The following is a 12,752-nucleotide window of genomic DNA, read 5'->3' as shown; positions in this document are numbered from 1 at the left end:
AAAAGTAGAGAAAGCTAACTCAGAAAGAAAAAACTGCCTCAATATTGAAGCAGTTTTTAAATAGGGTGTGTCCCTGTTAAGCAGTTTCTGTAACGCTAAATACCTGACGTAAATAGGCCAGGAAGGTATCATTATCTGTCATGGTTTTGCCCGGACTGTCTGAAATCTTGGCCACCGACTGACGGTTACATTCCACCAGTTTCAGGACAATATTCAGCGGTGTCTGTCCCATATCATTGGTCAGATTGGTCCCGATTCCAAAACTGACCTGGAAACGGTCTTTAAAGTATTGATGTAATTTCCAGGCTTTTTCCAGATTCAGGCCATCACTGAAAGTCAGCATCTTGGTTTTGCTGTCTATTTTCAGCTTTTTATAGTGGGCATAGGCTTTATCACCCCATTCGTAAGGATCGCCACTGTCATGACGCAGGCCATCAAAGAGCTTGGCAAAGTACAGGTCAAAGTCACGCAGGAAAGCATCCATTCCGACCACATCAGTCAGGGCAATTCCCAGGTCACCACGGTATTCCTGTACCCAGGTTTCCAGTGCGGCTTTCTGGAAATTCCGCAAACGTACATCCAGTGCCTGAAAAGCTTGCAAAAATTCATGCGCCATGGTGCCAATTGGAGTAATGCCCAACTCTTTGGCCAGCAGTACATTACTGGTACCACGGAACACATAAGGCGCAGCTTTGTTAAATTCTTCAACCACATGCTTCTGCCATGCAAAGCTGAAACGACGGCGGGTACCGAAGTCCGACACCAGAAATGGGGGATCATTTGGGTCCTGTGCAGCAGCATACTGTTTTAACAGCTCCACTTTAGCCTTTAAACGGCGCTCGCCTTCGACCAGCACTTCGGGGGTACGAATCCGGCTGAAATACAACTCATTGACAATGGAAAGGACAAAGATCTCGAACATCATGGCCTGAACCATCGGACCTTCTATCACAATATCCAGACGCCCCTGACTGTCAATACTGGCCTTGATAAAACGGCGTTTCAGCTGGAACAGTTCCAGATAGTCAACAAAGTCACTTTTGATAAAACGTAGACTGCGTAAATACTGTAATTCGTCTTCTTTAAATTTAAGCTGGCACAGCAGATCGAGTTGATGGTTCAGATCATCCAGAATATCCGTCAGGGGATAGACTGTATCTTCCAGATTACGACAACGGAAATGGTAGACACTATGCGTTTGTGGAAACTTGTGTAAGACCACTTGCAACATGGTAAATTTGTACAAGTCAGTATCTAACAGAGAATGGATAATTGGAGCCATAACTAAAGGAATATCGCTGTGCTTATCTTTGCATTAAAGCATAAAAAGTCATGCAATATTGCAGGATTTACGTACAGCCGGCCGGATTTTCAACAACAGTATCCCAATATAAACCGGCTTATTTCTGGGTTTTGACCTGAGTTTTTTCCTGCTCCTGAATCAATTTCTGTAATTGTTTTTCCTGACCAATCACTTTGGCAAACTCAGCAGTAGTCTTTTGCCCGGTTTTCTGGGCCTGGGCATCACAGTCAGCCTGATGCAGCTGCTTGGCAATGGCAAATTCCATTTTAAACAAGGCACCCATCAAGGCCGTATTGCCTCGATTGTCCCGGGCACAGCGGTCAGCACCATGTTTAAGCAAACTGCTGACAATCTCCTGATGGCCATAATAAGTCGCCATCATCAGCGGTGTATAACCGTCTTTATTGCGTACATCGACCGGGAAGCCATGTTTCAGAAATTCGTTGATAACTTCACTATTGCCAACTTTAGCCGCAGCAAAGAACAGGTTGACCAATTCCTGTTGTGAATTCATCCGAATGCTTGCCGCTGTTTTTGCAGGGGAGACATTCTTCACTTCAGCAGCCGTTGCGAATATAGAACTGAAGGCAAGAATACTGGCTAAAAATGCGTGTGGCATAACGTTCATGATGAACTCCAACAGAAATCGAAAAGAAAATTTCAGTCACTCAGGATCATATTCACCTGAGATGAGATAAAAAACGGAGTGCCTGTAAAACTCCCCCTAGGGTGCAGGAAAGGTTTGGAGCTTTACAGGACTTTTCGGAGGTGATGCGCTATGCCCTAATCACCAGTTCCTCAAGACCAATCGTGATTAGTCTTTTAATTTTGCAGCTTTGGCTTTAACAGTCGCCAGGTTACCGTTCACTGCCTTGGTCATGCGGGTACCGTAGTCCGCATCTGCCTTGTAGAAATAAGATAACATGATGTGCTTGGTTTCTGAGTCTTTCACTGCACCTAAGTCAGCAGCAAGGTTCATGATCAGGTCATCTTTCTCTTTAGCCGTATATGAACGGTACAGCTCACCTGCCTGTTTGAAGTTCTGCTCTTTGGTCCCGATCTGCTGAATATGGCCAGTTAAAGGAGTTTGTACTGCACGTGCTTTTTCAGTAGCAGCTTTTGGCTCTTTACGGCTTGGCTCATAGTTCACATCCGAGTCACGCTCAGAGATATTCATGTAACCATCCTGGTTATTGTTGTTCACATTCACCACTGGACGGTTTACCGGAATTTGCTGGTGATTCGCACCCAGACGGTACATTTGGGTATCTGAGTAAGAGAAGATTCGACCTTGTAACAGACGGTCTTCAGACGGCTCGATACCTGGTACCAGATTACCTGGCGCAAATGCCGACTGTTCAGTCTCGTTGAAGAAGTTCTTCGGCATACGGTTCAGGGTCAAGGTGCCGACTTTGGTTTCCGGCACCAGCTCGGTTGGCCAGATTTTGGTTGGATCTAGCGGATCGAAATCAAACTTGCCCAAGTCTTTAGGATCAATCACCTGAATGTACAGGTCCCATTTCGGGAAATTACCTGCATAGATGTTGTGATAAAGATCATTGGTCAAGTGGTTGAAATCTTTGCCTTGCTGCTCAGCCGCTTCTTTTACGTTCAAGCCCTTCACGCCCTGTTTTGAACGGAAGTTGAATTTCACGTATTTGTATTCGCCTTTGTCGTTATACAGTTTGTAAGCGTGTACCCCAAAACCGTCCTGTTCGCGGTAACTGGTTGGAACACCTTGCTTGCCATACACATAAGTCAGCATGTTGGTGGCCCATGGCTGGCTCGACAGGAAGTCAAACACGCGGTTGGCATCTTGAACATTCGTCACCGGGCTTGGCTTCATGGCATGAATGAAGTCCGGGAATTTGATCGCATCACGGATAAAGAATACCGGGGTCTGGTTACCGACCAAGTCCCAGTTGCCTTCCTGAGTGTAGAATTTCACTGCAAAACCGTGCGGATCTCGTAGGGTTTCGGGTGAACCCTTACCGTGAATTACGGTAGAAAAACGTAAGAAAACTGGAGTTTTAGTACCGGCTTTAAATAATGAAGCAAGGGTAAGATCAGAAAGGTCTTTGGTTGCAACGAACTCACCATAGGCACCCGTACCACGTGCATGTACCACGCGCTCAGGAATACGTTCACGACCAAAACGTTGTAATTTTTGAATCAATTGAACATCTTGAAGTAACACTGAACCATTTGGACCCGCAGTGATCGAGTTCTGGTTATCCCCCACTGGCGCGCCATTGTCTTTCGTTAAAGGAGCAGCTTGTGCGGCTGTGACAGTTGCAAGCATTGCAACCAGTAATGAACGCTTAAACATTTCTAAATCTCTTAATTTATTACCTTTCCTGCACAGACTAAGATACGCGAGCACAATAAATAGATAAAACAGATTATTTTTATAAATTCAATCGCTTTAATGAATTTATAAAAATTAATCAATTGATTTTCAGATATTTAAAGTTCATAAAAACAGCATCTCATACTGCTCCAGATTTTTTTCTTGCTACAATCACGTCTATCTGTGGTTTTCAGTCAATATGTAAAATGCGTGCCTTATTACAAAGAGTTTTAGAAGCTAAAGTCGTGGTCGAGGGTGAAATTACCGGAGAAATTGAAAAAGGAATTCTGGTTTTTCTGGGGTTGGGCAAAGACGATAATCTGGAAAAAGGCAAAAAACTGATTGATAAGATATTGAAATACCGTTTCTTTGATGATGAACAGGGCAAAATGGGCTGGAACGTTGCCCAGGCTGGCGGTGGTATATTGCTAGTTTCACAATTTACCCTGATGGCGCAAACCCAGAAAGGTTTACGTCCAGACTTTGGTCCGGCCATGCCACCGGCTGAAGCAAAAGCCTTATATGAGCAGCTGGTGGAATATGCTCGAAGCCAGTTTGAGCATGTACAAACCGGTATTTTTGCCGCCGACATGAAAGTGCATCTCGTTAATGATGGGCCTGTGACGTTTAATTTAGAAGTTGAATAACGACATTATTCATCACATTAAAAAAGCCCTCTAATGAGGGCTTTTTATTTTTGAACTTAGAGCGTTGAAATATATTTTGCGCGGCTCATAAGGTTTTCAGGAATATCTTGAACCAACATTACAGTGAGTGATTGTTGGCCTTTTTGTGATGCAGTCTGATTTTCATCCAATACAGCATTGATATCACTAGGATTTAACGTATACATGGAGCCTGTTGCAGGATCAACGATAAGCAAACCAATTAGACCGCCAAAAATGATATTTGCCACATACCAACCATTAACAGTACCAGTTACTTGAACTGTTTTAGTTTGAAAGCCTTCTTTTTTGAAAGTTACATCATAAGCTGCCGGTTTAAAGAACCCATTACCACGCTTAAGGGTCACTATTGCAGGCGTAACTCCAGTATGTACTTTTTCGCCAGCTTTATTTGTAATAGAAATAGATGCTTGTTCAGGAACTGACTTAAATGCCAGTGTTTGGGTTGATCCTGAAATAATACTGGCACATCCTGTCATCGTTACTGATACAGCGATTAAACTTGCTGTAATTAATTTTTTCATAAAAGTACCCCCTAAAAATAAAGGGGGTACTTTACAAGAGAAAAATGATTATTCAATAAGTCTTTAGACTATTTACCAGTTTTTTCTTTAATAAACTGGCGTACCATTTTCACTTTTTCTTTGACTGGCTTTGGCAGTTTTGGTGGAATCATCTTCGCCACCTGGTTAAACCAGACCAGCAAACCGAAGTCACCTTCCATTTTGATGGTGCCACTTTGCATGCCGGTCATAAATGCAGTCGGATCACCTTTAATTAAAGTCTTTACGCCCTGCTCACTATCAGCAAACTGCAAAACAAAATCTGCTTTTTCAGCATCACCAGAAACGGTCTCGATATGGTCGTTATTCACAATGATCTGACGTGCCATACCCTCATCCGTACCAATCTGGATGCGGAATTGACGCCCATGTACCAGTTCGATGAATTTTGGGCTGGTACGTGCCAACTGCTTCATACGTAATGCTAAACCTGCGACCAGTAAGTCCAGCGGATCTGTACTTACATCAACAAGAGGAAGTTTTAACACAGGAATGGAGGACAGTTTCATGAAGGATGCCTATTCTAATTGTACGAAAATTGACAAATATCCTAGCATAGTTCCGGGTTAGGTGGATGCAGCAGTTTGTATCATATTTCTAAACGAAAAATGCACCCGCAGGTGCATTATTTCACTGATATTAGAGAACTTAACGGCTAGAAAGCTGCTGCTGGTCATCTTCATAGACTGGTGTGTGTTCGATATAGCGACGTTTTGCCAAAGCACGCTCGGCACGACGATCTTCACGCAATAACAGGCAGGTCACCACCAGCATGACCGCAGTTAATGCGCTCAGATAACTATACGTCATTGGCAGCTCAAACCAGGTCTGAGTCCCTATACGAATCACCTCGACCAGGCCCCAAACCAGCATCCCGGCAGCCATAAAGCTTAACCAGCGACGATAAGGCGAGAAGAATACAGCAAGCACAGCTACAGCGACTAAACTGAAGCCCACAATCGTTGTTAAATTCGCTGTTACCATATAACCCCCTCCATCCAGATAGATAGTTTTCCGCCTGATATTGCAAAGTTTCTATCTATTGAATTTCGTTACATCAATAAAATGGAATCTGTTGATTTGTATCTCTATGTCTGCATTATGCTGAGTTTTTTGCATAAAAAAAGTCCTGCCATCCAGCCTAACGACATACTTTGTCGCGATATTATATTGTCATTACAATTTTTGCTTTTCACATTTTTGTGGATTAATGACTGCGCCAATGTTGGCGTGTCATTACAAAATTATCAGTGCTTTTTTTGAGGGAAAAAATTATTTTTCCGTTTAAGATGATCGATATTTTTGTAGTCAAGTTTCATCCTTCACGCCTTTAAGCCATTTCATTCAGGATAAAAAAAGCGACCCTGAGGTCGCCTTTAAAATCTGTTAAAGCCTTGATTTATGCACGGTTCAGGTCTTTATCATGGACACCGAGCAAATATAGCACTCCGTCCAGACCGACGCTAGAAATCGCCTGATTGGCATTTTGGCGAACCAGTGGCTTGGCCCGGAAAGCCACCCCCAGTCCTGCAATGGATAACATGGGCAAGTCATTGGCACCATCACCGACCGCAATAGTCTGTTCCAGAGAAATTCCCATCTCCTGAGCAATCTCACCGAGCAAGAATGCTTTACGCGCGCCATCAACGATATGACCTTTGACTTCACCGGTAACGACCCCATCCTGAACATCAAGCGCATTGGCATGTACTTCATCAATATCCAGTTTGCTTTGCAAGTATTCAGCAAAATACTGGAAACCGCCGGAAAGGATTGCGGTACGGTAACCCAATGCTTTTAAAGTTGAAATCAGACGTTCGGCACCTTCTGTAATGGTCAGGCGCTCGGCAATTTTTGGAAGTACCGATGCGTCCATTCCTTTTAACAAGGCGACACGCGCACGGAAACTTTGCTGGAAGTCCAGCTCGCCTTGCATGGCACGTTCGGTAATTTCTGCAACCTGTGCACCGACACCGGCTTCAATTGCCAGTTCGTCAATGACTTCCTGCTCGATCAGGGTCGAGTCCATATCGAAACACACCAGACGACGGTTACGGCGGTAGGCATTGTCTTCCTGTACCGCGACATCGACATTAAGTTCAGTGGATAAACGCAAACAGGCAGCACGCATTGCGGCTGCATCGAGCATCTGTCCTTTTAAACCGAACTCCACACAGGCGCGTTTCGGCCCGCTGCTGTGACCATCCAGAGCCGGACGGCCAGACAGACGGGTCACGGTTTCAATATTAAAACCCTGAGCCGAGACAATCTGGGTCACGGCTTGCAGATGAGAGGCATTTAATTCAGGAGCCAATGCCGTTACGATATAACGTGTGCGTCCACCCTCTTTGACCCACTGATCATATTCAGTCGCAGAGATCGGTTTAAAGCGCACAGTTAACCCGATATCATGTGCTAGAATCAGGATCTCCTTCATGGCTAATGCTGTCGCTGTCTGGTCTTCAGAGGCTACAACAATACCTAAGGTTAACTGATTATGAATAACCGCTTGCCCTACATCTAAAATCTGTAGGGAATGGGCGGACAAAACCTGCATTAATCGTGTAAATTGATTAGGCTGGTCAGGTCCTAAGAATGATATAAGAATGATTTCTCGCATGAATTGACTCGGGTCTGAGCTACAACTATTGTTAGAATCATAATCGAAATTGAACAGAATTGCCTTGGAAGTTTACGTTGAATGCGCCTAGACAAGGGCTATTTGCTAGCCTATTGATTATAAGTTTTGCTCTGCATACCTTTTTACTGGTATTGGCAACCACTCACCAACTGAATGAAAACCGTGCCAATCAGGGACAGCTGATGACCACTCAGCTGGTGACAGACAGCCTGTCCGAGCTTGAACCGCCTAACCGTGTATCTCTGGCTTTACTGGCAAATCGTTACGCCACCAATCCAAGCGTAGCTTCAATTCGGATCCTGGATGCGAAAGGTCAGGTTTTAGCCACAGGTGGACTGACCAAAACCCGGGAAGGTGAAGTTTTTGTCCGTGATGCCCTGCAAAACGAGAAAAAAGTCGGTGTGATTGAAATCACGCTGATTGAGCCTAGTATTGGTGAAATTCTACGAACGCAATGGCTGGCGATTCTGTTCTCATTCATCATTCATGCCCTGCTCTGGGTTGCTTATCGTGCTGTGGCACGTCCAAGCCGTACCGAATATCTGGCACGCATCAATAACGAATCGCGGCTGAAATTCGAGATTCAGACCCTGACCCAGGCACTGGAACAGGAAAAGCATAATGCAGCACTGGCCATTGCCCAGGCTCAACAGGCAGTGAAAAATAAAGCCAAAGAAAAAGAACATAAGCCGGCGGTCCTGGAGCAGGATAGCCTGAGCTTAAATATCCAGTTCTATGATCCAAAACAGTTACTCGATAGCGTCAATAAAACCGTTTCGGTACCTTATTTCAATCTCTGTCAGATTTTTCTGAACAAAGCCACCGAACTCTGTGTGCAACGTTATAAATTGAATAGTTCTGATATTTGTACCGTACATAAATTTGATGAAAAAGGGGCCACGATCAGTATTGCAGCAGATAAACCAAATGCCCTGGCTTGCCTGACCATGATCAGTGCCGTGTTCCAGCTGTTGTCCGAAGTACTGTATAAACGTTACCGGGAAGAAAAACGTTTTGTGCTGCAAACCCGCAGCGCAATTGCCTCTAAAGTCGAGGAGATGCAGCTCAGCTCGGTACAAGCCTCTGAGCGTCTGACACAGCATCTGGTCTCGAAAGAAAGTGCCCTGCATGTACCGAATCATTTGCTGAAAGATGTAAGTGATCACTTCCAGCTGGTGAGTATGCCTAATCCAACCAATGTCCTGACCCGTCATGCCTTTGTGGTGAACGGAATGGATGCAGAAACGGCAGAGCTGGCACAGACTTTTAGAACCGAGATTTTAAAATCCAAACAGTCCAAAGCTTCATAAATTTTTTAAATTAAAAAGCCCGATATTGAATCGGGCTTTTTTATAGCTTAGTTCTGCAAATTTTCACTGGCTAGATGCTGCTTTTAGCTTCTCAGCAGAATTTAGACATCAACTTTTTTTAAAATTCTAGCGCTCTGTATCCAGATTCTGCTTTGGCACTGAGGCACTGTCTTTATTTTTGGCAGCCCAGTAAGTGGCTAATGCCGGACCTGAAATATTGTGCCACAGACTGAAAATGGCACTTGGTAAAGCTGTCAATGGAGAAGCAGCAAAATTGGTTGCCGCCAAGGCCACGCCTAGACCAGAGTTTTGCATACCGACTTCAATCGATACTGCACGACAGTCTATTTCTGCCAGCTTGAACATGCGACTGGCCCAATAACCCAGCAGATAGCCCATACCATTATGTAAGGCTACAATCCCCAGAATTATTAGCCCCGATTGTAAAATCTGGGTTTTGCTGCCGGCAATAATCGCCGCGACAATTGCAACAATGGCAATCACAGAAATCAAGGGCATGACCTGAATATAGGTGCTGACTTTTTGCTTGAGTAGCGCCCGAACAATTAAACCCAGAACAATCGGAAATAACACCACCTGTAAGATTGATACCAGCATGGATAAGGCATTAATCTCAATCCACTGACTGGCCAACACATAGAAAATGGCCGGAGTAAAAATGGGCGCCAGTAAAGTCGAAACCGAGGTACAGGCGACAGACAAGGCGGTATTGCCCTTGGCCATATAGGTAATCACATTGGATGCCGTTCCGCCCGGACAGCAACCCACCAATATCACCCCGATTGCAATCTCTGGCGGTAGCTGAAACAGTTTGCACAGCAGATAAGCCAAGCCTGGCATCGCCACAAACTGGGCGACGACACCAATTGCCACAGCTTTCGGACTTTGCAGGACACTTTTAAAATCGCCTACCGTCATGGTGATACCCATGCCGAACATGATGATGCCCAACATCCACGGAATATAAGCCCTCAACCAGACAAAAGCTTCAGGAACCAGCAAGGCAATGCCAGAAAAGAGCACGACCCATAGCGCAAAGGTTTTTTGGATAAATTGGCTAAACTGGAGCAAGGCTGACATGGGTTTCATCCAGGTATGACATCAAGGGAGATTAAATAAAACAGGTATCTCTTGATACCTGAGTTTATAGATTTAAATACAAAGACAATTAACGAGATATCTAAAGCCTATTCTTGTAAGCTTTTAAACTGTCTGGACGATATCTTTGACATAAATCCGTTTCACTCCATGCGACAGCATATCCTGCCAGGCATGTTGCAGGGAACCATTCAGATCAATGCCCTTGGTGGCATCGGCAATCACATAGGTTTTAAAGCCCAGTTTGCAGGCATCAATGGCAGTCCAGGCCACACAAAAGTCCGTGGCAATCCCGACCACAAATACGGTATCAATCCCACGCTCACGCAGATAGCCAGCAAGACCCGTCATGGTTTTCCGGTCAGCTTCCATAAAGGCCGAGTAACTGTCGATCTGCTCATGAAAACCCTTGCGAATGATGAGTTGTGCTTGCGGTAAATTCAAATCCGGATGCAGTTCGGCATCGAGTGTCCCTTGCACACAATGTTTTGGCCATAAGACCTGAGTGCCATAATCCAGCTGAATACTGTCATAGGCTGCTTTGCCCGGGTGGTTGTCTGCAAAAGAAATATGATTGTCCGGATGCCAGTCCTGAGTCAGGATAATATGCTTAAAATGCTGTCCCAATTGATTGATATTTGGAATAATCTGGTCAGCATTGGCTACAGCTAGATTACCTCCTGGGGTAAATCCTCTCTGTACGTCCACGACCAGTAAAGCGATATTATTCTGCATCTGTTTTCATCCATTGAAATCTCGATTTATACCCAAGCATAGCGCAAAATACCCCAGAATTTTTAGCCCTACGGTTAAAAATGGCATGACTGTGCATTCTGAATGCTCTCATAGAAGCAGATCGAGAGACTTCTTCTTTTTGAAAATATGGGATGAGTTGCGGATGTGTACCGATCTAGACCTGTACAAAAATGAATTCTAGATTGTCGTAGATAAGGCATCCGGATTTTTAATCATATAGCCCTGGCTCGTTCTTAAATTCCAAAAATAAAAAAGCCTGCTCATTGCAGGCTTTTTTAAATCTTTGAACATTATACTTTGGTGCGGTTCACTAAAAACAGCATACATAATGCAGAGATAATGATACATGGGATCGCAGCGGTAATGACTCCCGCAGCACCAAAACCTGCCGTCAGTAACTGACCGGCAATGACTGGACCCAGCATGGCACCAATACGACCAACGGCCGATGCCACACCGACACCGGTCCCACGTACTTCTGTCGGATAAACGATACTGCCAAAGGCATACAGCACACCCTGACAGCCAATGACAAAAGCCCCGGCCAATGCGGCTGCCATATACATCTGGTTCAGCGAGCTTGCACCATTCAGCGCCAGTAGACCTGCCAAGATACCACCGTACATCAACAGGATCACATAGGCTTTCTTCCAGCGATCGGTCAGCATACCCAGAATAATCGTACCAATCGTCGCTGTAACCATGAAGTAGAACTGTGCGGTTGAACCATCTTTACGTGTGAAGCCAAGTTCCATAAATAATGATGGCAGCCAGCTCAACATGATGTAAACCACCATCAAGGTAAAGAAGTAGCTCACCCAGATACATAGCGTACGTAACAGGTTGTCCGAATTAAACAGGTCCTTGAATGAACCCTGCGGTGTAACGGCAAGTTCTGCCGCCGTTTTGTTCTGTGCTTTCAGGTATTCCTTCGATTCAGGCAAAAATAGCATCATCAGCGGAATGGCAAAAATCGGTAACAGACCACCGAGATAAAAAACATTCTTCCAGTTGGCACCAAATTCAGTCGCCGCAATTAAAGATAAAATTGCTGCGCCGACTGGCATGCCGCAGTACATCAAGCCGACTGCACGGCCACGGTTTTGTGGAGAGACAGCTTCAGAAGCGAGTGTAATCAGAATTGGCATCGCGCCGCCCAGACCGGCCCCGGCCAGAAAACGCACTGCCAGCAAGCTGTTAAAGCTATTCACCCAGACGGTACATAAGGTAAATACAGCAAATACTGCTGTCGACCAGATCAAGACCTTTTTACGGCCAATGCGGTCCGCAAACCGACCACCAATCAGTGCACCAGGTAATAAACCCAGAATCCCTGCACTAAAAAACACACCCAACTGGGAACTATCGAGACCAAAATGCTCACGAATACCTGCAGCAGCAATTCCGGCTGCCTGAATATCTAAGCCTTCAATCACCGCAATCAGAAAACAGATCGCGACCGTGACGATAGCATGCTTATTGTCTGATTTTTCCATTGGATTATCCTTGTTCAATCAGCGTTACAAAAGAGAGTCATCATCTATGAGCCTGACTGCAGAAATAACTATCAATAAGTGGAAGGTTTTGCCTGGATATTCCTAAAGGAGCAGAAGCGGGTGAAGAGAGGATACGACCAGATAAAGTCGCAAAAACACTTAATCAGAACAGCATAAAATGCAAGACTTCGACCTTAAGGCTTATACATCAAGTTAAAAAATCAACCGATAAGAAAAAAATTCCTCAATATATTGATATTTAAAAGAGATTAGTTTTAACAGTTTTTGATTTTATTTGTCTGGGCCGAAAGAGGCTATCAAGATGTGTAATATCTCAATTTATCCAATATAACTATTAATCCATAAGCAAAACATACTGAAACGGCGGTTTTGAGCTGAGCTTTTTGCACAAGCGTTAACATTTTTGAGTCGATTTGCTGGATTATCTATTGGTATGTAGGTAGAGACAGGACTTTAGTTTCAGGATTTTGCTTTATAAATCATCTTATTTATTACTTGATTGTTTCC

At 44.5% G+C, this 12,752-nt stretch carries 12 protein-coding genes; 2 read left to right on the top strand and 10 right to left on the bottom strand.

Translation table 11 applies throughout. The features are described 5' to 3' along the window. Positions 1–76: 76 nt before the first annotated feature. The 3 genes from pncB to AY607_RS11320 form a co-directional block, all read right to left on the bottom strand. Positions 77–1,282 carry a nicotinate phosphoribosyltransferase gene (pncB, locus tag AY607_RS11330; protein ID WP_064095116.1) on the bottom strand — a complete coding sequence of 402 codons (1,206 nt, stop codon included), beginning with the start codon at positions 1,280–1,282 and terminating at the stop codon, positions 77–79. A 118-nt stretch (positions 1,283–1,400) separates the two neighbouring features. Next, complete coding sequence (locus AY607_RS11325; protein WP_064095117.1) at positions 1,401–1,931, bottom strand: ankyrin repeat domain-containing protein; 531 nt, start codon at positions 1,929–1,931, stop codon at positions 1,401–1,403. A 186-nt stretch (positions 1,932–2,117) separates the two neighbouring features. Then, the gene (locus AY607_RS11320) at positions 2,118–3,632 is read right to left on the bottom strand and encodes a catalase (protein ID WP_064102582.1); all 1,515 of its coding nucleotides are present in this window, start codon (positions 3,630–3,632) and stop codon (positions 2,118–2,120) included. Positions 3,633–3,859: 227 nt separating this feature from the next. On the opposite strand from AY607_RS11320, the gene dtd reads away from it, so the two are divergent. Beyond that, entirely contained in the window at positions 3,860–4,300 is a 441-nt protein-coding gene (gene dtd / locus AY607_RS11315; RefSeq protein ID WP_064095119.1) for a D-aminoacyl-tRNA deacylase, read from the top strand. A gap of 56 nt (positions 4,301–4,356) precedes the next feature. Here dtd and AY607_RS11310 read toward each other — a convergent pair whose 3' ends face one another. The 4 genes from AY607_RS11310 to serB all read right to left on the bottom strand — a co-directional run bounded on the left by AY607_RS11310 (position 4,357) and on the right by serB (position 7,522). Beyond that, complete coding sequence (locus AY607_RS11310) at positions 4,357–4,863, bottom strand: hypothetical protein (protein ID WP_064102581.1); 507 nt, start codon at positions 4,861–4,863, stop codon at positions 4,357–4,359. Between the two features lie 68 nt (positions 4,864–4,931). Beyond that, complete coding sequence (locus tag AY607_RS11305) at positions 4,932–5,411, bottom strand: SCP-2 sterol transfer family protein (protein WP_064095120.1); 480 nt, start codon at positions 5,409–5,411, stop codon at positions 4,932–4,934. 139 nt (positions 5,412–5,550) lie between these two features. Beyond that, positions 5,551–5,886: a ciprofloxacin tolerance protein AciT gene (gene aciT, locus AY607_RS11300; protein ID WP_064102580.1), complete on the bottom strand. Its 336-nt coding sequence runs from the start codon at positions 5,884–5,886 to the stop codon at positions 5,551–5,553. A 415-nt stretch (positions 5,887–6,301) separates the two neighbouring features. Then, on the bottom strand, positions 6,302–7,522 hold the full coding sequence (gene serB, locus AY607_RS11295; protein WP_064102579.1) for a phosphoserine phosphatase SerB: 1,221 nt from the start codon (positions 7,520–7,522) through the stop codon (positions 6,302–6,304). 77 nt (positions 7,523–7,599) lie between these two features. Between serB and AY607_RS11290 the strand changes: the two genes are divergently transcribed. Beyond that, positions 7,600–8,853 carry a hypothetical protein gene (locus AY607_RS11290; RefSeq protein ID WP_064102578.1) on the top strand — a complete coding sequence of 418 codons (1,254 nt, stop codon included), beginning with the start codon at positions 7,600–7,602 and terminating at the stop codon, positions 8,851–8,853. Between the two features lie 126 nt (positions 8,854–8,979). Here the strand turns inward: AY607_RS11290 and AY607_RS11285 are convergent, their stop codons facing one another. From AY607_RS11285 to mhpT, 3 genes are all read right to left on the bottom strand, one after another. Next, positions 8,980–9,954: a bile acid:sodium symporter family protein gene (locus tag AY607_RS11285; RefSeq protein ID WP_064102577.1), complete on the bottom strand. Its 975-nt coding sequence runs from the start codon at positions 9,952–9,954 to the stop codon at positions 8,980–8,982. A gap of 123 nt (positions 9,955–10,077) precedes the next feature. Continuing rightward, entirely contained in the window at positions 10,078–10,707 is a 630-nt protein-coding gene (gene pncA / locus AY607_RS11280; RefSeq protein WP_064095125.1) for a bifunctional nicotinamidase/pyrazinamidase, read from the bottom strand. 311 nt (positions 10,708–11,018) lie between these two features. Beyond that, positions 11,019–12,224 (bottom strand): 3-(3-hydroxy-phenyl)propionate transporter MhpT, encoded by a 1,206-nt coding sequence (gene mhpT / locus AY607_RS11275; protein ID WP_064102576.1) that lies wholly within the window; start codon positions 12,222–12,224, stop codon positions 11,019–11,021. Between the last annotated feature and the right edge of the window lie 528 nt (positions 12,225–12,752).

It is taken from the genome of Acinetobacter sp. SFA (genome assembly GCF_001647535.1).
Classification (GTDB): domain Bacteria; phylum Pseudomonadota; class Gammaproteobacteria; order Pseudomonadales; family Moraxellaceae; genus Acinetobacter; species Acinetobacter pecorum.
This window is presented reverse-complemented; position numbering and strand designations above follow the sequence as displayed.